Raw genomic sequence first — 20,096 nt, forward strand, 5'->3', positions numbered from 1 at the left:
AGGGTGGCCGTCACACGCCGTTCTTCTCGAACTACCGCCCGCAGTTCTACTTCCGCACGACGGACGTGACCGGCCAGGTGGTTCTGCCGGAGGGCACGGAGATGGTGATGCCGGGCGACAACGTCGCCATCGAGGTGCACCTGATCGCCCCGATCGCCATGGACGAGGGGCTGCGCTTCGCCATCCGCGAGGGTGGCCGCACCGTCGGCGCCGGCGTGGTTGCCAAGATCATCGAGTAACGGCCCAGCCGGCCGTAAGGTGGAAGCCGCCGGCCCTCGGGCCGGCGGCTTTCTGCTTTTGTGACTTTCGGTGGAATTCCGGTTGACAGCCGGTGCGCCAAGGCATAAACATCCGGCCTCTGGTTTGAGGGTTGGTGGTAGGCACGTTCGGCCTAGACGCAGCCCGATACGAAGAAGAAGCGCTGGAGTTCCAAGCGAACCCGGCCAAAAACATCCCGATCCGCGCAGCCCGCGGCGGGGTGTTCTTTTTTCGTCATCGGTTCCTGCATTGCCGGACGCGCCGCCGCCGGATCCTCCGACAGGGTCGGCCGGGGCGGAAGCGCGCGGCCGGCCTGCCGGTCAAGGTTCAAGGTTCGGTTGGCGCTCGGCGTCACCGCCACGTTGTGTAAGGGACGTTTGGACATGGATAGTCAGAACATCCGTATTCGCCTGAAGGCGTTCGATCATCGCGTGCTCGACCAGTCGACCAGCGAGATCGTGAACACCGCCAAGCGGACCGGCGCGCGCGTGCGGGGCCCGATCCCGCTGCCGACGCAGATCGAAAAGTTCACCGTCAACCGTTCGCCGCATGTGGACAAGAAGTCCCGCGAGCAGTTCGAGATCCGCACCCACAAGCGGCTCCTGGACATCGTGGACCCGACCCCGCAGACGGTTGACGCGCTGATGAAGCTCGACCTCGCCGCCGGCGTGGACGTCGAGATCAAGCTCTAAGTCTGGTTTTGAGTCGTTAAGGGACCTCTCCACCAACGGATGTCCCTGGCAAGGAGACAACAAGAATGCGATCCGGTCTGATCGCACAGAAGCTGGGCATGACCCGCATCTTCACGGATGAGGGCGAGCACGTTCCGGTGACTGTGCTGAAAGTGGACAACTGCCAGGTCGTCGCCGTTCGCACCGAGGACAAGGACGGCTACACCGCCGTTCAGCTCGGCGCCGGCGCGATCAAGGTGAAGAACGTGACCCAGCCGATGCGCGGGCATTTCGCCAAGGCGCGCGTCGAGCCGAAGCGCAAGCTGGTCGAATTCCGCGTCACCCCCGACGCGCTGATCGAGGTCGGTGCCGAGCTGTCGGTGGCCCACTTCATCCCCGGCCAGTTCGTGGACGTGCAGGGCACCTCCATCGGTAAGGGGTTCGCCGGCGCCATGAAGCGCTGGAACTTCGGCGGTCTGCGCGCTTCGCACGGCGTGTCCGTGTCGCACCGTTCGCATGGCTCCACCGGTAACCGCCAGGATCCCGGCAAGGTCTTCAAGAACAAGAAGATGGCCGGCCACCTCGGCGACGAGACGGTCACCGTGATGAACCTGAAGGTCGTCTCGGTCGACGAGGCCCGCGGCCTCATCCTGGTCAAGGGCGCGGTCCCCGGCAGCGAAGGCGGCTGGGTCAAGATCCGCGACGCCGTGAAGCGCAAGCAGCCGGACGGCCTGCCGTTCCCGGCGGCGATCAAGGCTGCCCCGGCGGGTGAAGCCCCGGCCGCGGCGCAGGAGTGAGATCGATGAAGGCCACCATCAAGAACCTGAACAACGAAGCCGTGGGCGAGATCGAGCTCGCCGACGAGATCTTCGGCCTCCAGGTCCGCAGCGACCTGCTGCACCGCATGGTCAACTGGCAGCTGGCCAAGCGCCGCGCCGGTACCCACAAGACCAAGGGCATCAGCGAGATCCGCGGCACCACCAAGAAGCCGTACAAGCAGAAGGGCACCGGCCGCGCCCGCCAGGGTTCGACCCGCTCGCCGCAGTTCCGCGGCGGCGCGACCATCTTCGGCCCGGTCGTCCGCTCGCACGAGCACGGCCTGACCAAGAAGGTCCGCAAGCTGGCGCTCAAGACCGCCCTGTCGGCCAAGGCCGCCGACGGCAAGCTCATCGTCCTCGACACGGCCACCGCCGAGTCGCACAAGACGAAGGAGCTCGTCGCCCGCTTCGCCAAGCTGGGCCTGACCTCGGTGCTGTTCATCGACGGTGCGAACCTCGACGAGAACTTCGTCAAGGCCTCGCGCAACATTCCGTTGGTGGACGTGCTGCCGGAGCAGGGCGCCAACGTCTACGACATTCTTCGCCGCGACACGCTGGTCCTGACCCGCAACGCGGTCGAGCAGCTGGAGGCTCGTCTGAAATGAGCAAGCAGTCGAAACCTGCGGTGAGCCGCGAGCGGATGTACGACCTCATCCTGGCGCCGGTGATCACCGAGAAGTCGACGATGGCGTCGGAGCACAACCAGGTGACCTTCCGGGTGCCGCTCTCCGCCTCGAAGCCGGAAATCAAGGCTGCCGTGGAAGGCCTGTTCAACGTCAAGGTGACGGCGGTGAACACGCTCATCTCCAAGGGCAAGACCAAGCGTTTCCGCGGCATCGAAGGTCGTCGCTCGGACTTCAAGAAGGCCGTCGTGACCCTCGCCGAGGGGAACAAGATCGACGTGACCACGGGCATCTGAGCGGGAGTGTGATCCGATGGCTCTGAAGCAATACCGCCCGATTACGCCGTCGCTCCGCCAGCTGGTCATCGTCGACCGCTCGGAGCTGTACAAGGGCAAGCCGGTCAAGGCTCTCACCGAGGGTCTGACCAAGTCTGGCGGCCGTAACAACACCGGCCGCATCACCGCCCGCCGCATGGGCGGTGGTCACAAGCGCGTCTACCGCCTGGTGGACTTCAAGCGCCGCAAGTTCGACGTCCCGGCGACGGTCGAGCGTCTGGAGTACGATCCGAACCGGACGGCCTTCATCGCGCTCATCAAGTACGCCGACGGCACGCTGTCGTACATCCTGGCGCCGCAGCGCCTGAAGGTGGGCGACACCGTGATCTCCGGCGAGCGCGCGGACGTGAAGCCCGGCAACGCGATGCCGCTGAAGAACATCCCGGTCGGCTCGATCATCCACAACGTCGAGCTGAAGCCGGGCAAGGGTGGCCAGATCGCCCGTTCGGCCGGCACCTACCTGCAGCTGGTCGGCCGCGACAGCGGCTACGCCCAGCTGAAGCTGCCCTCGGGCGAGGTTCGCGTGGTGCGCGGCGAGTGCATGGCCACCATCGGCGCCGTGTCGAACCCGGACCAGATGAACATCAATCTGGGCAAGGCCGGCCGCAACCGCTGGCTCGGCCAGCGCCCGGCGGTCCGCGGCGTCGCCATGAACCCGATCGACCACCCGCACGGTGGTGGTGAGGGTCGCACCTCGGGCGGCCGTCACCCGGTCACCCCGTGGGGCAAGCCGACCAAGGGCAAGAAGACGCGTCACAACAAGAAGACTGACGGCCTGATCCTGCGCCGTCGGACGAAGTAAGGAGGTCGGACCGTGGCACGTTCCGTTTGGAAGGGTCCGTTCGTCGACGGCTATCTGCTGAAGAAGGCGGACAAGTCGCGGGCTTCGGGCCGTAACGAGATCATCAAGATCTGGTCCCGTCGTTCGACCATCCTGCCGCAGTTCGTCGGGCTCACGTTCGGCGTTTACAACGGCCATAAGTTTCTGCCGGTGCTGGTGACCGAGAACATGATCGGTCACAAGTTCGGCGAGTTTGCTCCGACGCGGACCTTCTACGGCCACGCGGCGGACAAGAAGGCGAAGAGGAAGTAACCGATGGGCAAGCCCGCCAATCCCAGCCGCACCGCTGAGAACGAGGCCAAGGCGTTCGATCCGATGATCCGGACGAGCCCGCGGAAGCTCAACCTCGTCGCGCAGCTGATCCGCAACATGGACGCCAGCCGTGCCGTCGCCGAGCTGACCTTCTCGAAGCGCCGCATCGCCGGCCAGGTGAAGAAGGTCCTGCAGGCCGCGATCGCCAACGCGGAGAACAACCACCAGCTGGACGTGGACAAGCTCTACGTCGCCACCGCCACGGTCGGCAAGGCGCTGGTCATGAAGCGCTTCCACGCCCGCGCCCGCGGCCGTGGCGCCCGCGTCATGAAGCCGTTCTCCAATCTGACGATCATCGTGCGCGAGCGCGAGGAAGCCGCCGAAGGGGCCGAGTAAGATGGGTCAGAAAGTCAATCCGATCGGCCTCCGGGTCGGCATCAACCGCACCTGGGACAGCCGCTGGTTCGCCGGTCGCGACTACGCCAAGCTGCTGCACCAGGACCTGAAGCTGCGTGAGTTTCTGCAGGAGCGCCTCAAGCAGGCCGGCTGCTCGCGCGTCGTCATCGAGCGTCCGGCCAAGAAGGCCCGCGTCACCATCCACTCGGCCCGTCCGGGCGTGGTGATCGGCAAGAAGGGTGCGGACATCGAGAAGCTGCGCGGCGAACTGGCGAAGATGACGGGCTCGGAAGTGAGCCTGAACATCATCGAGATCCGCAAGCCGGAGATCGACGCCCGCCTGATCGCCGAGAACATCGCCAGCCAGCTCGAGCGCCGCGTCGCCTTCCGTCGCGCCATGAAGCGCGCCGTGCAGTCGGCCATGCGCCTGGGCGCCCAGGGCATCCGGATCAACTGCTCGGGTCGCCTGGGCGGTGCGGAAATCGCCCGCATGGAGTGGTACCGCGAGGGTCGTGTTCCGCTGCACACGCTGCGTGCGGACATCGACTACGGCATCGGCACCGCCAAGACCACCTACGGCACCTGCGGTGTCAAGGTGTGGGTGTTCAAGGGCGAGATCCTCGCCCACGATCCGATGGCCCAGGACAAGCGTATGGCCGGCGAGCCGGTCTCCACCGACGGCGAGCACCAGCCGCGCCGCGAGCGCCGCGACCGCGAGGACCGCGGTGACCGTCGCGACCGCCGCGACCGCCGCGACGCCCAGTAAAGGGATAGAGAGCGATGCTTTCCCCCAAGCGTACGAAGTACCGCAAGGCCTTCAAGGGCCGCATCCACGGCGTGGCGAAGGGCGGCTACGAGCTGAACTTCGGCGCCTACGGCCTCAAGGCCATGGAGCCCGAGCGCGTCACGGCCCGGCAGATCGAGGCGGCCCGCCGCGCGATCACCCGCGCCATGAAGCGTCAGGGCCGCGTCTGGATCCGCATTTTCCCGGACGTCCCGGTCACCAGCAAGCCGGCCGAGGTCCGCATGGGCTCCGGTAAGGGCTCGCCCGAGTACTGGGCGGCCCGCGTCAAGCCTGGCCGCATCATGTTCGAGCTGGACGGCGTCCCGTTCGACGTGGCCAAGCTGGCGTTCGAGCTGGCGGCTGCCAAGCTGCCGATCAAGACCAAGATCGTCACCCGCCTCGGCGGTGCTGAGGAGACTGCGGCATGAAGGCCCAGGACATCCGTACCAAGAGCGCGGACGAGCTGAACGACCAGCTCCTCCAGCTCAAGAAGGAGCAGTTCAACCTGCGCTTCCAGAAGGCCTCCGGCCAGCTGGAGAACACGGCGCGGGTTCGTGCGGTGCGTCGCGATATCGCGCGCATCAAGACCATCCTCGGCGAGCGTGCCAACGCCGCCGCGGCCGCGAAGTAAGAGGGAGACTACCAATGCCTCGCCGCGTTCTGCAGGGCACGGTGGTCAGCGACAAGGGCGACAAGACGGTGATCGTCCTCGTCGAGCGTCGCGTGATGCACCCCGTGTACAAGAAGTTCATCCGTCAGTCGAAGAAGTACGCCGCCCACGACGAGAACAACTCGTTCAAGGCCGGCGATACGGTTTCGATCATCGAGTGCCGCCCGATCTCCAAGCGCAAGCGTTGGACGGTCGTGACGGAGTCCGCCGGCTCGACCGGCGCCGCGTGATTAGAGAGGTCTAATCCATGATTCAGATGCAAACCAACCTGGAAGTCGCCGACAACAGCGGGGCGCGCCGGGTGCAGTGCATCAAGGTGCTTGGCGGTTCCAAGCGGAAGGTGGCTTCCGTGGGCGACATCATCGTGGTGTCGGTCAAGGAGGCGATTCCGAAGGGCCGCGTGAAGAAGGGTGACGTGCATCGCGCCGTCATCGTCCGCACCGCGAAGGAACTGCGCCGCGACGATGGCTCGGCGATCCGCTTCGACCGCAACGCCGCCGTGCTGATCAACAAGCAGGGCGAGCCGATCGGCACCCGTATCTTCGGGCCGGTCACCCGCGAGCTGCGCGCGAAGAAGTTCATGAAGATCATCTCGCTGGCGCCGGAGGTGCTGTGATGGCCCAGAAGATCAAGACCAAGGACAAGGTCGTCGTCCTGTCCGGCAAGGACAAGGGCAAGACCGGCGAGGTCGTGAAGGTGCTCCCGAAGGAAGAGCGCGTCGTCGTTGCGGGTGTGAATGTCGTCAAGAAGCACACCCGTCCGTCGGCCCGCTCGCAGGGCGGCATCGTCGAGGTCGAGGCGCCGATCCACGTCTCCAACGTCGCTCACGTCGATCCGAAGGACGGCAAGCCGACCCGCGTCGGCTTCAAGGTCCTGGAGGACGGCCGCAAGGTGCGTGTCGCCAAGCGGTCCGGCGAGACCATCGATCTTTGAGGGCCCGGACCATGGCTGCACGTTTTAAGGACATCTACGACTCCAAGATCCGCGCCGCGCTCAAGACTGAGTTCGGCTACGGGAACGACCTTCAAGTTCCGCGGCTGGAGAAGATCGTCATCAACATGGGTGTCGGCGAGGCTGTCGCCGACTCCAAGAAGATCCAGAGCGCGGTCGCCGACCTGCAGGCCATCTCCGGCCAGAAGCCGGTGATCACCAAGTCGCGCAAGTCGATCGCCCAGTTCAAGCTGCGCGAGAACATGGCGATCGGCTGCAAGGTGACCCTGCGCCGTGAGCGCATGTACGAGTTCCTGGACCGTCTGATCACGATCGCGCTGCCGCGCGTCCGCGACTTCCGCGGCGTGTCCGGCACGAGCTTCGACGGCCGTGGCAACTACGCCATGGGCCTGAAGGAGCAGATCATTTTCCCGGAGATCGATTACGACAAGATCGATCAGATCCGCGGCATGGACATCATCATCGTCACCTCGGCGAAGACCGACAAGGAGGCCAAGGCTCTCCTCAAGGGCTTCGACATGCCGTTCGTGGCCTGATAGGCAGGAGCTAGTACATCCATGGCTAAGACCAGCGCTGTCGAGAAGAACAAGCGCCGCGCGAAGATGGTGAAGCAGTTCGCCAACAAGCGCGCCAAGCTGAAGGCGATCGCCAAGGACCGCTCGCTCTCGCCCGAGGAGCAGTTCCAGGCCCGTCTGAAGCTCGCCGAGCTTCCCCGCAATTCGTCGAAGGTGCGCATCCGCAACCGGTGTGAGCTGTCCGGCCGCCCGCGCGCTTTCTATCGCAAGTTCAAACTGTCGCGCATCGCGCTCCGCGAACTGGCCTCCACCGGCCAGATCCCGGGCATGGTGAAGTCGAGCTGGTAAGGAGGACCGCAAGATGGCTTTGAGCGATCCCCTCGGCGATATGCTGACCCGCATCCGCAACGGCCAGCGTGCACGCATGTCGTCTGTGGAAAGCCCGGCTTCCAAGCTCCGCACGTCCGTGCTGGAGGTGCTGAAGCGCGAAGGCTACATCCGTGGCTACGCCCAGGAAGAAGTGCGTCCCGGCGTTAGCAACCTGAAGATCGAGCTGAAGTACCACGAGGGAGAGCCTGTCATTAAGGAGATCTCCCGCGTGTCGAAGCCCGGTCGCCGCGTCTACTCGAAGATCGCCGACATGCAGCGGGTCTACAACGGCCTCGGCATCGCGATCCTTTCGACGCCGCGCGGTGTCATGTCGGACAACGAGGCCCGCGCCGCCAACGTCGGCGGCGAAGTCCTCTGCCGCGTGTTCTAAGGAGCTGACCCGATGTCGCGCATTGGCAAGCATCCGGTGACCGTCCCGGCCGAGGTCGACGTCCGCGTCGATGGCCAGACCGTCACCGCCAAGGGCAAGCTGGGTCAGCTCAGCGTGACCCTGATCGACGACATCCTCGCCTCCCTCGAGGACGGCAAGGTCGTCGTCAAGCCCCGCAACGACAGCAAGCGTGGCCGCGTCATGTGGGCCACCTCGCGCACCATGGTGAACAACCTGGTCGTCGGCGTGTCGCAGGGCTATACGATCAACATGGAGATCAACGGCGTCGGCTACCGTGCCGCCGTGCAGGGCAAGGAGCTGGTCATGCAGCTCGGCTACTCGCACGACGTCAAGTACCCGATCCCGGAGGGCATCTCGATCAAGTGCGACAAGCCCACCGCCATTTCGGTGACTGGCTACGACAAGCAGAAGGTCGGGCAGGTGGCTGCCGAGATCCGCGCTTGGAAGAAGCCGGAGCCGTACAAGGGCAAGGGCATCAAGTACGACACCGAGACCATCCTCCGCAAGGAAGGCAAGAAGAAGTAGGCCCGCCATGCTGAACTCCAAGCAACTCCAGGAGCGTCGCAAGCAACGCGTGCGCGCTCAGATCGCGAAGAAGGCTGGTGGGCGGCCTCGCCTGTCCATCCACCGCACCAACCTGCACATCTACGCGCAGATCATCCTCGACGCCGACGGCCGCACCGTCGCGGCCGCGTCGTCGCTGGAGAAGGATCTCCGCGCGGAGCTGAAGCACGGCGGCAACGTCGAGGCGGCCAAGCGCATCGGCGCCCTGATCGCCGAGCGCGCCAAGGCTGCCGGCGTCACCGAGGTCGTCTTCGACCGCGGCGGCAACCTCTACCACGGTCGGGTCAAGGCCCTGGCCGAGGCCGCCCGCGAGGGCGGGCTGTCGTTCTAAGGGAGTCCCTGATATGGCACGTGAAAGAGGCGAACGGGGCGACCGCGATCGGCAGCCGCGCGAGCGTGAAGAGAGCGAGCTGATCGAGAAGCTCGTCGGGATCAACCGCGTCGCCAAGGTGGTAAAGGGCGGCCGTCGCTTCGGCTTCGCCGCCCTGGTCATCGTCGGTGACGGCAAGGGTCGGGTCGGCTACGGCTCCGGCAAGGCCCGTGAGGTTCCGGAGGCCATCCGCAAGGCGACCGATCAGGCCAAGCGCGGCATGATCCGGGTGCCGCTGCGCGAGGGTCGCACCCTGCATCACGACACCTTCGGCCACTACGGTGCCGGCAAGGTCGTGCTGCGTGCGGCTCCGGCCGGTACCGGCATCATCGCGGGTGGTCCGATGCGCGCCATCTTCGAGGCGCTCGGCGTGGCCGACGTGGTGACCAAGTCGATCGGCACCTCGAACCCGCACAACATGATCAAGGCGACCTTCGACGCGCTGACCCAGGTGGTCAGCCCGCGTTCGGTGGCCGCCCGCCGCGGCCGTCGCGTCAGCGACATCCTCGGCAAGCGCGAGACCGGCGCCGGCGCCGGCGCTCAGGAGGCTTGATCATGGCCGACAAGAAGACCGTCGTCGTCACCCAGATCGGCAGCCCGATCGGCCGCCGCAAGGACCAGCGGGACACGCTGGTCGGTCTGGGCCTCAACAAGCTGAACCGGACCCGCGAGCTGGAGGACACTCCGGCCGTGCGCGGCATGATCGCCAAGGTCGCGCATCTGGTCCGCGTCGAGAACGAGGGCTGAAGGCATGACCAAGCTCAATGATCTCCGGGACAATCCCGGTGCCCGCAAGGAGCGCATGCGCGTCGGCCGCGGTATCGGCTCGGGCAAGGGCAAGACCGGCGGCCGTGGCGTGAAGGGTCAGACCTCGCGCACCGGCGTCGCCATCAACGGCTTCGAAGGCGGCCAGATGCCGCTGCACCGCCGTCTCCCGAAGCGCGGCTTCAGCAAGCCGTTCCGCAAGGAGTACGCGGTCGTCAACCTGGGCTCGATCCAGAAGGCGATCGACGCGGGCAAGCTGGACATCGCCAACGCCATCGACGCCGCCGCCCTGCAGGCCGCCGGCCTCGTGGGCAAGGCGAAGGTGGACGGCGTCCGCCTGCTGGCCAAGGGTGCGCTCACCGCCAAGGTGAACGTCACCGTGACCGGCGCTTCCCAGGCGGCCATCGAGGCCGTCGAGAAGGCCGGCGGCACCGTCACGGTGACCGAGCCGAAGGCCGAAGCGGCCGAGTGACCGGGTGCGCCTGACCCTTGACGGGGGAGGGCGCTTCCGTCACCAAGAAGCGACACTGCGAGGGGCGGTCCTGCTTTCAGGGCCGCCCCGTCCGCACGAGTGGCTCACACAAAAGATTCGGATCGAGGGACAGAAGCCATGGCATCAGCGGCCGAACAGCTTGCCGCGAACATCAACTTCGGCGCGTTCGCGAAGGCGACCGAGCTGAAGAAGCGCATCTGGTTCACCCTGGGCGCCCTGATCATCTACCGCCTGGGCACCTACATTCCGCTGCCGGGCATCGATCCCAACGTTCTCGCCGACGTCTTCCGCCGCCAGGGCGGCGGCATCCTGGGCATGTTCGACATGCTGGCCGGCGGCGCGTTGCAGCGCATGACCATCTTCGCGCTCAACATCATGCCGTACATCTCGGCGTCCATCATCGTGCAGCTGCTGACCGCCGTGTCGCCGCAGATGGAGGCGCTGAAGAAGGAGGGCGAGGCCGGCCGCAAGAAGCTCAACCAGTACACCCGGTACGGCACCGTCCTGCTGGCCACCGTGCAGGCCTGGGGCATCGCCGTGGGCATGGAGAGCATGACCGGCTCCATGGGGCCGGCGGTCACCGACCCTGGGATGTTCTTCCGCCTGACCGCGGTCATCACGCTGGTCGGCGGCACGCTGTTCCTGATGTGGCTGGGCGAGCAGATCACCGCCCGCGGCATCGGCAACGGCACCTCGCTCATCATCTTCGCCGGCATCGTCGCCGAGCTGCCGAAGGCGCTGGCCAGCACGCTGGAGTTGGGCCGCACCGGCGCGCTCTCGACCGTCTTCATCATCTTCATGCTGCTGATGGCGGTCGGCGTGGTGTTCTTCATCGTCTTCATGGAGCGCGCGCAGCGCCGCCTGCTGGTGCAGTACCCCAAGCGCCAGATGGGCAACCGCATGATGGGCGGCGAATCGACGCACCTGCCGCTGAAGCTCAACACCTCGGGCGTCATTCCGCCGATCTTCGCGTCGTCGCTGCTGCTGCTGCCGCTGACCGCGGTCGGCTTCGCCGGCGGCGAGGGGCCGGAATGGCTGCAGACGGTGTCGCGCATCATCGCGCACGGCACGCCCGTCTATATGTTCCTGTACGCCGCGCTGATCGTCTTCTTCTGCTTCTTCTACACCGCCATCGTCTTCAACCCGACCGAGACGGCCGACAACCTGCGCAAGTACGGCGGCTTTATCCCGGGCATCCGTCCGGGCAAGAACACGTCGGACTACCTGGACTACGTGCTGACCCGGTTGACGGTGATCGGCTCCGCCTACCTGGTGGTTGTCTGCCTGCTCCCCGAGTTTCTGATTGCTCAGCAGTCCGTTCCGTTCTATTTCGGCGGCACCAGTCTGCTGATCGTGGTGTCGGTCACGATGGACACGGTCGGACAGATCCACTCCCATCTGCTGGCTCACCAGTATGAGGGGTTGATCAAGAAAGCGAAGCTTCGGGGGAAGAAATGAATTTGATCCTGCTTGGTCCGCCGGGTGCGGGTAAGGGAACCCAGGCCCGCCGTCTCGAGGACGCGCGCGGTCTCGTGCAGCTCTCCACCGGCGACATGCTGCGGGCGCTCGTCGCCAGCGGCAGCCCGCTCGGCCAGCAGGCCAAGGAGATCATGACGGCCGGCAAGCTCGTCCCGGACGAGCTGGTCATCCAGATGATCTCCGATCGAATCGACCAGCCGGACGTCAAGGCCGGCTTCATCCTCGACGGCTTCCCGCGCACGGTGGCGCAGGCCGAGGCGCTCGACCGGATGCTGGCCGACAAGGGCCTGAAGCTCGACCACGTGATCGAGATGAAGGTCGACGACGCGGCGCTGACCGAGCGCATCACCGGCCGCTACACCTGCGCCAAGTGCGGCAAGGGCTACCACGACTCGTTCGAGAAGCCGGCGGTCGCCGGGGTGTGCGACGTCTGCGGCTCGACCGAGTTCAAGCGCCGCGCCGACGACAACGCCGAGACGGTGAAGACCCGCCTCGACCAGTACCACGCGCAGACCGCGCCGATCCTGCCCTACTACCGGGATCGCGGCGTGCTGAAGTCGGTGGACGGCATGGCCGACATCGACGTGGTGACCGAGCAGATCGCGGCGATCGTCGGCCAGTAAGGCCGGTTCGCCGGAAGAGGAGGGAAGGGGCGGCCGTCGTGCTGCCCCTTTCTGTTTTGCGCGCTTGACAAGCGTCCGCATTTTTCTATAGTCCACCACCTCCCGCGGCCAAGGTGGCCCCGGGCGACGTTTTGCGTCTTGAATCGTGCGCAACGGATTCGCGGCGTGATCGGTGTGTAGATGCCCATGAAGGGCATCGTTGAGATATCGAGGAGAGCAACGTGGCGCGTATCGCTGGCGTCAACATCCCCGCGCAGAAGCGCGTGGAGATCGGGTTGACCTACATTCACGGCATTGGTCCGGCCAAGGCCAAGGAGATCTGCGGCAAGCTGAACATCCCGGCCGAGCGTCGGGTGAACCAGCTGACCGACGACGAGGTCCTGCGCATCCGCGAGACCATCGACGCCGACTACCAGGTCGAAGGCGACCTGCGTCGTGCGACGGCGATGAACATCAAGCGTTTGATGGACATGGCTTGCTACCGTGGCCTGCGCCACCGCAAGGGCCTGCCGGTCCACGGTCAGCGCACCCACACGAACGCCCGCACCCGCAAGGGTCCGGCCAAGCCGATCGCCGGCAAGAAGAAGTAAGGAACTCGGTCCATGGCCAAGCCGTCCGCCGCTTCGCAGCGCCTCCGCCGCCGCGAGCGCAAGAACATCACCGCCGGCGTCGCGCACGTGAACGCCTCGTTCAACAACACGATGATCACCATCACCGACGCGCAGGGCAACACCATTGCCTGGTCGTCGTCGGGCACCATGGGCTTCAAGGGTTCGCGCAAGTCGACCCCCTACGCCGCCCAGGTGGCTGCCGAGGACGCCGGCCGCAAGGCCCAGGAGCACGGCATGAAGACCCTCGAGGTCGAGGTGAAGGGTCCGGGTTCGGGCCGTGAGTCGGCGCTGCGCGCCCTGCAGTCGATCGGCTTCCAGATCACCTCGATCCGCGACGTCACGCCGATCCCGCACAACGGCGTCCGTCCGCCGAAGAAGCGTCGCGTCTGATTTCTGCGTCTACCCGCACCCGCGGGGCTCACCGTTCCGGGACAGGCGGCCGCTGCCATCGCGGCCGCCGCTGCATTGGAACGGACCGGGCCCCGCGGGTTCGTTCCACCCCGATGGCATGAGGTACTTCCGTGGCCCTTCAGAAGAACTGGCAAGAGCTGATCAAGCCCTCCAAGCTCGAGATCAACCCGGGCGACGACGCCGACCGCGTCGCGACGCTGGTTGCCGAGCCGCTGGAGCGTGGCTTCGGCCTGACGCTGGGCAACGCGCTGCGCCGCGTTCTGCTCTCCTCGCTCCAGGGCGCCGCCGTCACGTCGATCCACATCGACGGCGTGCTGCACGAATTCTCCTCGATCCCCGGCGTCCGTGAGGACGTGACCGACATCGTCCTGAACATCAAGACGATGGGCCTGCGCATGCACGGCGACGGTCCGAAGCGGATGCGCCTGCGCGCCGAAGGCCCGGGCGAGGTCAAGGCCGGCATGATCGAGACCGGCGCCGACATCCAGGTCATGGACCCGGATCTGGTCATCTGCACGCTGGACTCCGGCGCGCGGCTGAACATGGAGCTGACGGTCGAGACCGGCAAGGGCTACGTCCCGGCCAGCCAGAACCGCCCCGAGGACGCGCCGATCGGCCTGATCCCGGTGGACGCGCTGTTCTCGCCGGTGCGCAAGGTGTCGTACAAGGTCGACAACGCCCGCGTCGGGCAGGTCACCGACTACGACAAGCTGTCGATGAGCATCGAGACCAACGGCGCCGTCCGTCCGGACGACGCGGTGGCGCTCGCCGCCCGCATCCTGCAGGACCAGCTGCAGCTGTTCATCAACTTCGAGGAGCCGACGCACCACGTCGCCGAGGAGAAGCACGAGGAGGTTCCGTTCAACAAGAACCTGCTCCGCAAGGTGGACGAGCTGGAGCTGTCGGTCCGTTCGGCGAACTGCCTGAAGAACGACAACATCGTCTACATCGGCGACCTGGTGCAGAAGACCGAGGCGGAGATGCTCCGCACCCCGAACTTCGGCCGCAAGTCGCTGAACGAGATCAAGGAAGTGCTCGCCCAGATGGGCCTGCACCTGGGTATGGAAATCCCGAACTGGCCGCCCGAGAACATCGAGGAACTGGCCAAGCGTCTGGAAGAGCCGTACTAAGCACCCGTTGCCACGCCGGGGCCGCAAGGCTCCGGCGTTCTTCCCGGGCCATTTCGGCCCACCCCGCACCGTACCGGACCAAGGGCGGTGGGGATCACCATCGGCTCCCCGAGGGGGGCCAAGCCATGAGAGGGAATCGCCATGCGTCACGGCATTGCTGGACGTAAGCTGAGCAAGACCACCACCCACCGCAAGGCCATGTTCTCGAACATGGCGAACGCGCTGATCAAGCACGAGCAGATCAAGACCACCCTGCCGAAGGCCAAGGAGCTGCGTCCGATCGTCGAGAAGCTGATCACGCTGGGCAAGCAGGGTGGCCTCGCCAACCGCCGCCTGGCGTTCGCGCAGCTGCGCGACGACGCCATGGTGACCAAGCTGTTCACCACCCTGGCCGACCGCTACAAGGACCGCCAGGGCGGCTACAGCCGCGTGCTGAAGGCCGGCTTCCGCTACGGCGACGCCGCCGCCATGGGCGTGATCGAGCTGGTCGACCGCGATCCGGAGGCCAAGGGCCAGGACAGCGGCCCGGTCGAGGTCGCCGAGGCTGAGGCCGAGTCGTAAGACCGGCGTCACACTGTTGCGATAGACGGGTATCCCCATACCCGCCGAGGATGGCCCCCTTCCCGGTTCGCCCGGGGAGGGGGCTTTCTCATTCAGGGGACTGTTACCGTTCCATGTTGCGACCGCTGTACAACTGGATCCTGGCGCGCGCCGCCCGCAAGGACGCGGTGTGGTGGATGGCCGGCGTGTCCTTTGCCGAGAGTTCCTTCTTCCCGCTGCCGCCGGACATCATGCTGGTGCCGATGTGCCTGGCGCAGCCGAAGAAGCTCTGGCGCTACACCAACCTCTGCGCCTTCGCTTCACTCATCGGCGGCGCCTTCGGCTACGCGCTCGGATACTTCCTGTTCGAGAGCGTCGGGCGGATGGTCATCGACCTCTACAACGCCCAGGATTCGTTCGAGCGCTTCCAGGACATGTTCGCGCTGTACGGCCCGTGGTTCCTGATCCTCAAGGGCGTCACGCCGATTCCGTACAAGCTGCTGACCATCACCGCCGGCTTCGCCAAGCTGGACTTCACCATCTTCATGCTGTGCTCGGTGGTGGCGCGCTTCTCGCGATTCTACATGATTGCCATTCTCCTGCACTTCTACGGCCCGCAGGTGCAGGAGATCATCGAGAAGCGGCTGATGCTGGTCACCACCGTGCTGCTGGTGATCGTCATCGGCGGGCTGCTGAGCTTCAAGCTGGTGTGATGTTCGATTGGATAGGTTCAGGATCGTCGCTGGACAGCAGAGTTCACACGGATTTCACGGATTTTCTCACGGATTACACGGATCCTTTTATTCGTGCGCAGCTGTGGCTGACGGGTAGGTCTGAGAGCTGGCAAGCATAAAAATCCGTGAAGTCCGTGCCTAAATCCGTGAAATCCGTGTGAATGTTGCCCCCACCGCGTAACCCGCGGGATGGCGCGGCCGAGTCTCAGCGCGGCGTGCCTTGGTCCTGCCGGTTGCGCTCCTCGGGCGTCATATGGGCGCGCTCGCGGCGCTCCCGCATCACGATGACGGCCAGCGCCGCGGCGATGAACACGCCGCCGAGGATCGGGAAGAGCGCTTCGCCGATCGTGAAGCCGGGCAGCGCCAGCATCCGCCCGACCAGCATCAGCAGGCCCAGGCCCAGAAGCACGGCGAAAAACACCACCGTACCGCGCCGGCGCGCCGGCTTGTCCTGGATGTGCGAATTCATTTGAGCCGTTCCCTTTCCGCGTGCGTTCCCGGCATAGTGGGCCACGCCCCCGGGCCGGATCCGGGCGCGCCGTCCGGCACACCATACAACGATAAGGAAGCAGGCAAGCCGATGTTCCGTCCGATCCCCGCCCTGGTCGCCGCCGTTGCGCTGACGATGCTGGCCGGCTGCAGCATGCCGATCCAGCGTTCGCAACCGTCGCGGACCTCCTCGCCGGAAGCCGTCGCCGGGCCGGATTGCCGGGCGCATTGCGAGCGCGGCTACCGTGTCTGCATGGATTCGTCGGCCCCGCGCCGCAGTAGCGAGGACGAGCGCCGCGACCGCCTGTTCGGCCCGTCCGCCGGCTGCGAGGAGCAACTGCGCTCCTGCTTCCGCAACTGCGCGCCGACGCAGTAAGCCCGACTCGGGGTGCCCCTAATGGCCCGCAAGCCGCCCGGCGACGCCGGAAACAGCCTGTTCGAATCGGAGGCCCCGCGGCCTCTGGCCGACCGGCTGCGCCCGCGCACGCTCGCCGAGGTGGTCGGGCAGGAGCATCTGCTGAAGCCCGACGGGCCGGTCGGCCGTATGGTGGCGGCGCACCGTCTGGCGTCCATGATCCTGTGGGGGCCGCCGGGCTGCGGCAAGACCACCATCGCCCGGCTGCTGGCGCAGACCACCGACCTGCACTTCGAGCCGCTGTCGGCGGTGTTCTCCGGCGTCGCCGACTTGCGCAAGGTGTTCGAAGGGGCGCGCGCCCGGCGCTCGGCCGGGCAGGGGACGCTGCTGTTCATCGACGAGATCCACCGCTTCAACCGTTCGCAGCAGGACGGCTTCCTGCCCTACGTGGAGGACGGCACGGTGACGCTGGTCGGCGCCACCACCGAGAACCCCTCCTTCGAACTGAACGCCGCCTTGCTCAGCCGCGCCCAGGTGTTCGTGCTGAACCGCCTGGACGACACGGCGCTGGAGAAGCTGCTGAGCCGCGCCGAGGCGGAGGTCGGCCGCCCGCTGCCGCTCGACGCGGATGCGCGCGCCGCGCTGAAGGCGATGGCCGACGGCGACGGCCGCTTCTGCCTGAACCTGTGCGAGGAGCTGTTCGCCCTCCCCGAGGGCACGGTGCTCGACACCAACGCCCTGACCACGACGATCCAGCGTCGGGCGCCGCTGTACGACAAGGCGCAGGAGGGGCACTACAACCTCATCAGCGCGTTGCACAAGTCGCTGCGCGGCTCCGACACCGACGCGGCGCTGTACTGGTACGCGCGCATGCTGGCCGGCGGCGAGGACCCGCGCTACATCGCGCGGCGCCTGTGCCGTTTCGCGGTGGAGGACATCGGCCTCGCCGACCCCAACGCGCTGACCCAGGCCATGGCCGCCTGGGAGGCGTACGAGCGTCTGGGCTCGCCGGAGGGTGAGCTGGCCATCGCGCAACTGGTGATCTACCTGGGCACCGCGCCGAAGTCGAACGCCGCCTACACGGCGTACAAGGCGGCGGTGCGCGCCGCGGGCGAGACCGGCTCGCTGATGCCGCCCAAGCACATCCTGAACGCGCCGACCAAGCTGATGAAGCAGATCGGCTACGGCAAGGGCTACGAGTACGACCACGACACGGCGGAGGGCTTCTCCGGCCAGAACTACTTCCCCGACGGCATGGCGCGGCGCGCGTTCTACCAGCCGGTGGAGCGCGGCTTCGAGCGGGAGATCCGCAAGCGGCTGGACTACTGGGCGAAGATCAGGGAGCGGAAGGCGGGCGAATCATGACGACCTATCTCTGGGTCGCCATCGGTGGCGCCATCGGCTCCATCGCGCGCTACTGGGCGTCGGGTGCCGTCGCCAACGCGTTCGGGGCGACGTTCCCGTGGGGAACGCTCGTGGTCAACGTCGTCGGGTCCTTCATCATCGGCTTCACCGCCACGCTGACCGGGCCGGACGGGCGGCTGCTGGTGCCCTCCGACGCGCGGGTCTTCGTCATGGTGGGCATCTGCGGCGGCTTCACCACCTTCTCCTCCTTCAGCCTGCAGACGCTGACCCTCGTGCAGGACGGCGAGTGGGCGCGGGCCGCTGCGAACACCGTCGGGTCGTTCGTGTTGTGCATGGTGGCGGTGTGGGCCGGGCACGTCGCCGCGGCGCTGTTGAACAGGGGGACCTGACCATGCCGATGCCGGAAACAGCCACCCTGCTGCGCATCTTCGTCGGCGAGCTGGACCGCCACGGCGGTCTGCCGCTCTACGAAGCGATTGTCATGGCGGCGCGCGAGGCCGGGCTGGCCGGCGCCACGGTGATCCGCGCGGTGATGGGCTACGGCGCCTCCAGCCGCGTGCACACGGCGAAGATCCTGCGCCTGTCCAACGACCTGCCGTTCATTGTCGAGATCGTCGATTCCGACGAACGCATCCAGGCCTTCCTGCCGAGGCTGGAATCGATGATGGGCAGTGGCCTCGTCACGCTGGAGAAGGCGACGGTGATCCGCTACGGCGACCACCGTCCGGCGCCGTGATCCCGGCGTTCGACCGCTTCGTCGCCATCGACTGGTCCGGCGCCAAGGGCAGGCGCTACGCCGGAATCGCCGTCGCCGAGTGCGCGGCCGGCGACGCCCCGCCCACTCTGGTGGAGCCGACCACCGGCTGGTGGTCGCGGCAGGCGGTGTTCGACTGGCTGCGTGCGGGGCTGGAGCGCGGCCCGGCGCTGGTCGGCATCGACTGCGCCTTCTCGCTGCCCTTCGCCATCGCCCGCAGCTATTTCCCGGCCGAGGCCACCGCCTTCGAGCTGTGGGATCTGATCGAGCAGGCCACGGCCGAGCACCCCGACTTCCTCGGCGGCCCCTTCGCCGAGCATCCCGTGTTCGCCGCCGGCTTCTGGACCGGCGGCCGGCAGCCGGCGTGGTACACCGACCCGCACCGCCTGACCGAGCGAGTCTGCCGCGCGGACGGCTATGGCTCGCCGCAGAGCCCGTACAAGCTGATCGGTTCCAAGCAGGTCGGCCGCGGCGCGCTGGCCGGTATCCGCATGCTGCGGGCGCTGCGGGCCGCCGACCCGCGGTTCTCCGTCTGGCCGTTCGAGGCGCCGGCGCCGGGCCGGACGGTGTTCGTGGAGATCTACCCGCGCCTGTTCCTCAAGCGCGTGGGCTTCGGCCTGCGCAAGATCCGCGCGCCGGAGGACGTGGACGCCGCGCTCGCCCATCTCGGTTCGCGGCCCGCCGCACTGTCCGCGGCCGTCAGCGACCACGACGCCGATGCGCTGGTCTCCGCGGCCGGACTGCGCTGGCTGGCGGCCCGGCCGGAGGTCTGGTCGCCGTCCGCGCTGGACGATGCCGCCCGCCGCCAGGAGGGCTGGATCTTCGGAGTCGGGGACCGGGCTAATGCGCCATAGCCAGCACGTCCGCCGTCTCGACGATCCGCGCGTACTCCCCGTCCAGGTTGGCGAGCGACAGCTCGTGCACCTGTTCGGCGGTCCATTGCCGGCCGGTGCGGTCGCGCTTGCCGAAGGTGAAGCACGCGTCGGCCACTACGTGGGTGTCGAAGCCCAGGTTGCCGGCCATGCGCGCCGTCGCCTCGACGCTGTTGTTGGTGACCACTCCGGCGATGACCAGCGTCGCGCAGCCCTGCTCCGCCAGCCACGCCTCCAGCCCGGTGCCGATGAAGGCGCTGTTGGTGGACTTGCCCACCACGAGTTCGCCGGGAAGGGGCTGCGCCTCCGCCTTGAAGGCGTGGCCGGCGCTGCCGGGGCGGTAGGTGGACTCCGGCTCCGTGGAATCGTGGCGGACATGGACGACCGGCCGCCCGGTGCGCCGCCACGCGGACAGCAGCGCGGCGACGTTGCCCTCGGCCTGCGGGTTGTTGCGCGGCCCCTGCACGGCCCAGCGCGGATCGTCGATGGCCTTCTGCACGTCCACGATCAGCAGGGCGGCGGTGGCGGGCAGGGCGGGCACGGTGGATCTCCGGAGGGAAAAGCGGAGCGCGCATGGTGCCATTGCGGCGGGTGGCCGACCAGTCCGCGTGACAACGGCGCCCGACTTCTGTCAAATGCGCCCACT

36 protein-coding genes and 1 pseudogene are annotated in these 20,096 nt (G+C 66.9%); 34 read left to right on the top strand and 3 right to left on the bottom strand.

The genetic code is table 11. From position 1 onward, the window contains the following. Positions 1 to 239: pseudogene (tuf, locus tag ACRWK7_RS10270) on the top strand (elongation factor Tu); the annotation flags it as partial. A gap of 152 nt (positions 240 to 391) precedes the next feature. Here the strand turns inward: tuf and ACRWK7_RS10275 are convergent. Then, complete coding sequence (locus ACRWK7_RS10275) at positions 392 to 643, bottom strand: hypothetical protein (protein ID WP_431856119.1); 252 nt, start codon at positions 641 to 643, stop codon at positions 392 to 394. On the opposite strand from ACRWK7_RS10275, the gene rpsJ reads away from it, so the two are divergent. The 28 genes from rpsJ to ACRWK7_RS10415 all read left to right on the top strand — a co-directional run bounded on the left by rpsJ (position 642) and on the right by ACRWK7_RS10415 (position 15,594). Further along, a complete protein-coding gene (rpsJ, locus tag ACRWK7_RS10280) occupies positions 642 to 950 on the top strand; it encodes a 30S ribosomal protein S10 (RefSeq protein WP_014241039.1) in 309 nt (102 codons plus the stop codon). The genes ACRWK7_RS10275 and rpsJ overlap by 2 nt on opposite strands. Before the next feature lie 65 nt (positions 951 to 1,015). Continuing rightward, positions 1,016 to 1,726, top strand: coding sequence for a 50S ribosomal protein L3 (gene rplC, locus ACRWK7_RS10285; protein WP_431856120.1), 711 nt, complete (start codon positions 1,016 to 1,018; stop codon positions 1,724 to 1,726). Positions 1,727 to 1,731: 5 nt separating this feature from the next. Next, positions 1,732 to 2,352, top strand: coding sequence for a 50S ribosomal protein L4 (gene rplD / locus ACRWK7_RS10290; protein ID WP_431856121.1), 621 nt, complete (start codon positions 1,732 to 1,734; stop codon positions 2,350 to 2,352). Next, positions 2,349 to 2,666, top strand: coding sequence for a 50S ribosomal protein L23 (locus tag ACRWK7_RS10295; RefSeq protein WP_109120095.1), 318 nt, complete (start codon positions 2,349 to 2,351; stop codon positions 2,664 to 2,666). The genes rplD and ACRWK7_RS10295 overlap by 4 nt, the downstream gene beginning before the upstream one ends. A gap of 16 nt (positions 2,667 to 2,682) precedes the next feature. Beyond that, on the top strand, positions 2,683 to 3,507 hold the full coding sequence (gene rplB / locus ACRWK7_RS10300) for a 50S ribosomal protein L2 (RefSeq protein WP_431856122.1): 825 nt from the start codon (positions 2,683 to 2,685) through the stop codon (positions 3,505 to 3,507). Between the two features lie 12 nt (positions 3,508 to 3,519). After that, entirely contained in the window at positions 3,520 to 3,798 is a 279-nt protein-coding gene (gene rpsS, locus ACRWK7_RS10305) for a 30S ribosomal protein S19 (RefSeq protein WP_014241034.1), read from the top strand. A 3-nt stretch (positions 3,799 to 3,801) separates the two neighbouring features. Next, entirely contained in the window at positions 3,802 to 4,194 is a 393-nt protein-coding gene (gene rplV / locus ACRWK7_RS10310; protein ID WP_109120098.1) for a 50S ribosomal protein L22, read from the top strand. A gap of 1 nt (position 4,195) precedes the next feature. Then, positions 4,196 to 4,960, top strand: coding sequence for a 30S ribosomal protein S3 (gene rpsC / locus ACRWK7_RS10315; RefSeq protein WP_431856123.1), 765 nt, complete (start codon positions 4,196 to 4,198; stop codon positions 4,958 to 4,960). A gap of 14 nt (positions 4,961 to 4,974) precedes the next feature. Then, complete coding sequence (gene rplP / locus ACRWK7_RS10320; RefSeq protein WP_431856124.1) at positions 4,975 to 5,406, top strand: 50S ribosomal protein L16; 432 nt, start codon at positions 4,975 to 4,977, stop codon at positions 5,404 to 5,406. Further along, a complete protein-coding gene (gene rpmC / locus ACRWK7_RS10325; RefSeq protein WP_431856125.1) occupies positions 5,403 to 5,609 on the top strand; it encodes a 50S ribosomal protein L29 in 207 nt (68 codons plus the stop codon). The genes rplP and rpmC overlap by 4 nt, the downstream gene beginning before the upstream one ends. Before the next feature lie 14 nt (positions 5,610 to 5,623). Then, a complete protein-coding gene (gene rpsQ / locus ACRWK7_RS10330) occupies positions 5,624 to 5,878 on the top strand; it encodes a 30S ribosomal protein S17 (RefSeq protein ID WP_109120102.1) in 255 nt (84 codons plus the stop codon). A 17-nt stretch (positions 5,879 to 5,895) separates the two neighbouring features. Further along, positions 5,896 to 6,264 (top strand): 50S ribosomal protein L14, encoded by a 369-nt coding sequence (gene rplN / locus ACRWK7_RS10335; RefSeq protein ID WP_109120103.1) that lies wholly within the window; start codon positions 5,896 to 5,898, stop codon positions 6,262 to 6,264. After that, positions 6,264 to 6,581 carry a 50S ribosomal protein L24 gene (rplX, locus tag ACRWK7_RS10340; RefSeq protein WP_431856126.1) on the top strand — a complete coding sequence of 106 codons (318 nt, stop codon included), beginning with the start codon at positions 6,264 to 6,266 and terminating at the stop codon, positions 6,579 to 6,581. Before rplN ends, rplX begins: the two co-directional genes overlap by 1 nt. Before the next feature lie 11 nt (positions 6,582 to 6,592). Next, positions 6,593 to 7,135 (top strand): 50S ribosomal protein L5, encoded by a 543-nt coding sequence (gene rplE, locus ACRWK7_RS10345; RefSeq protein ID WP_431856127.1) that lies wholly within the window; start codon positions 6,593 to 6,595, stop codon positions 7,133 to 7,135. A gap of 21 nt (positions 7,136 to 7,156) precedes the next feature. Next, positions 7,157 to 7,462 carry a 30S ribosomal protein S14 gene (rpsN, locus tag ACRWK7_RS10350; RefSeq protein ID WP_431856128.1) on the top strand — a complete coding sequence of 102 codons (306 nt, stop codon included), beginning with the start codon at positions 7,157 to 7,159 and terminating at the stop codon, positions 7,460 to 7,462. A gap of 13 nt (positions 7,463 to 7,475) precedes the next feature. Next, positions 7,476 to 7,874, top strand: a complete 399-nt coding sequence (gene rpsH / locus ACRWK7_RS10355; RefSeq protein ID WP_109120107.1) for a 30S ribosomal protein S8 — start codon at positions 7,476 to 7,478, stop codon at positions 7,872 to 7,874. Positions 7,875 to 7,886: 12 nt separating this feature from the next. Next, positions 7,887 to 8,420 carry a 50S ribosomal protein L6 gene (gene rplF / locus ACRWK7_RS10360; RefSeq protein WP_431856129.1) on the top strand — a complete coding sequence of 178 codons (534 nt, stop codon included), beginning with the start codon at positions 7,887 to 7,889 and terminating at the stop codon, positions 8,418 to 8,420. A gap of 7 nt (positions 8,421 to 8,427) precedes the next feature. Beyond that, positions 8,428 to 8,790 carry a 50S ribosomal protein L18 gene (rplR, locus tag ACRWK7_RS10365; RefSeq protein ID WP_431856130.1) on the top strand — a complete coding sequence of 121 codons (363 nt, stop codon included), beginning with the start codon at positions 8,428 to 8,430 and terminating at the stop codon, positions 8,788 to 8,790. A 13-nt stretch (positions 8,791 to 8,803) separates the two neighbouring features. Then, positions 8,804 to 9,382, top strand: coding sequence for a 30S ribosomal protein S5 (gene rpsE / locus ACRWK7_RS10370; protein WP_431856131.1), 579 nt, complete (start codon positions 8,804 to 8,806; stop codon positions 9,380 to 9,382). A 2-nt stretch (positions 9,383 to 9,384) separates the two neighbouring features. Beyond that, on the top strand, positions 9,385 to 9,576 hold the full coding sequence (gene rpmD / locus ACRWK7_RS10375; RefSeq protein ID WP_431856132.1) for a 50S ribosomal protein L30: 192 nt from the start codon (positions 9,385 to 9,387) through the stop codon (positions 9,574 to 9,576). 4 nt (positions 9,577 to 9,580) lie between these two features. Then, complete coding sequence (gene rplO / locus ACRWK7_RS10380; RefSeq protein ID WP_431856133.1) at positions 9,581 to 10,066, top strand: 50S ribosomal protein L15; 486 nt, start codon at positions 9,581 to 9,583, stop codon at positions 10,064 to 10,066. A 138-nt stretch (positions 10,067 to 10,204) separates the two neighbouring features. Further along, on the top strand, positions 10,205 to 11,545 hold the full coding sequence (gene secY / locus ACRWK7_RS10385) for a preprotein translocase subunit SecY (protein ID WP_431856134.1): 1,341 nt from the start codon (positions 10,205 to 10,207) through the stop codon (positions 11,543 to 11,545). Next, a complete protein-coding gene (locus ACRWK7_RS10390) occupies positions 11,542 to 12,189 on the top strand; it encodes an adenylate kinase (protein ID WP_431856135.1) in 648 nt (215 codons plus the stop codon). Before secY ends, ACRWK7_RS10390 begins: the two co-directional genes overlap by 4 nt. 221 nt (positions 12,190 to 12,410) lie before the next feature. Continuing rightward, complete coding sequence (rpsM, locus tag ACRWK7_RS10395) at positions 12,411 to 12,779, top strand: 30S ribosomal protein S13 (protein WP_431856136.1); 369 nt, start codon at positions 12,411 to 12,413, stop codon at positions 12,777 to 12,779. A 12-nt stretch (positions 12,780 to 12,791) separates the two neighbouring features. Beyond that, complete coding sequence (gene rpsK, locus ACRWK7_RS10400; RefSeq protein ID WP_012974490.1) at positions 12,792 to 13,190, top strand: 30S ribosomal protein S11; 399 nt, start codon at positions 12,792 to 12,794, stop codon at positions 13,188 to 13,190. 131 nt (positions 13,191 to 13,321) lie between these two features. Beyond that, positions 13,322 to 14,341 carry a DNA-directed RNA polymerase subunit alpha gene (locus ACRWK7_RS10405; protein ID WP_431856137.1) on the top strand — a complete coding sequence of 340 codons (1,020 nt, stop codon included), beginning with the start codon at positions 13,322 to 13,324 and terminating at the stop codon, positions 14,339 to 14,341. A 141-nt stretch (positions 14,342 to 14,482) separates the two neighbouring features. After that, a complete protein-coding gene (gene rplQ / locus ACRWK7_RS10410) occupies positions 14,483 to 14,902 on the top strand; it encodes a 50S ribosomal protein L17 (protein WP_431856138.1) in 420 nt (139 codons plus the stop codon). Positions 14,903 to 15,015: 113 nt separating this feature from the next. Beyond that, positions 15,016 to 15,594, top strand: a complete 579-nt coding sequence (locus ACRWK7_RS10415) for a YqaA family protein (protein ID WP_431856139.1) — start codon at positions 15,016 to 15,018, stop codon at positions 15,592 to 15,594. A gap of 226 nt (positions 15,595 to 15,820) precedes the next feature. Here ACRWK7_RS10415 and ACRWK7_RS10420 read toward each other — a convergent pair whose 3' ends face one another. Further along, complete coding sequence (locus tag ACRWK7_RS10420; protein WP_431856140.1) at positions 15,821 to 16,084, bottom strand: hypothetical protein; 264 nt, start codon at positions 16,082 to 16,084, stop codon at positions 15,821 to 15,823. Between the two features lie 111 nt (positions 16,085 to 16,195). On the opposite strand from ACRWK7_RS10420, the gene ACRWK7_RS10425 reads away from it, so the two are divergent. From ACRWK7_RS10425 to ACRWK7_RS10445, 5 genes are read left to right on the top strand one after another with little or no spacing between them, the layout of a single operon-like run. Further along, a complete protein-coding gene (locus ACRWK7_RS10425) occupies positions 16,196 to 16,480 on the top strand; it encodes a hypothetical protein (RefSeq protein WP_431856141.1) in 285 nt (94 codons plus the stop codon). A gap of 21 nt (positions 16,481 to 16,501) precedes the next feature. Continuing rightward, positions 16,502 to 17,824, top strand: a complete 1,323-nt coding sequence (locus tag ACRWK7_RS10430; protein WP_431856142.1) for a replication-associated recombination protein A — start codon at positions 16,502 to 16,504, stop codon at positions 17,822 to 17,824. Continuing rightward, positions 17,821 to 18,213 carry a fluoride efflux transporter CrcB gene (crcB, locus tag ACRWK7_RS10435; protein ID WP_431856143.1) on the top strand — a complete coding sequence of 131 codons (393 nt, stop codon included), beginning with the start codon at positions 17,821 to 17,823 and terminating at the stop codon, positions 18,211 to 18,213. The genes ACRWK7_RS10430 and crcB overlap by 4 nt, the downstream gene beginning before the upstream one ends. Before the next feature lie 2 nt (positions 18,214 to 18,215). Continuing rightward, the gene (locus tag ACRWK7_RS10440; RefSeq protein ID WP_431856144.1) at positions 18,216 to 18,560 is read left to right on the top strand and encodes a DUF190 domain-containing protein; all 345 of its coding nucleotides are present in this window, start codon (positions 18,216 to 18,218) and stop codon (positions 18,558 to 18,560) included. After that, positions 18,557 to 19,432: a hypothetical protein gene (locus ACRWK7_RS10445; RefSeq protein ID WP_431856145.1), complete on the top strand. Its 876-nt coding sequence runs from the start codon at positions 18,557 to 18,559 to the stop codon at positions 19,430 to 19,432. The genes ACRWK7_RS10440 and ACRWK7_RS10445 overlap by 4 nt, the downstream gene beginning before the upstream one ends. Here the strand turns inward: ACRWK7_RS10445 and ACRWK7_RS10450 are convergent. After that, positions 19,419 to 19,991, bottom strand: coding sequence for a cysteine hydrolase family protein (locus ACRWK7_RS10450; protein ID WP_431856146.1), 573 nt, complete (start codon positions 19,989 to 19,991; stop codon positions 19,419 to 19,421). The two genes, ACRWK7_RS10445 and ACRWK7_RS10450, sit on opposite strands and share 14 nt — an antisense overlap. Between the last annotated feature and the right edge of the window lie 105 nt (positions 19,992 to 20,096).

The organism is Azospirillum sp. (assembly GCF_050789165.1).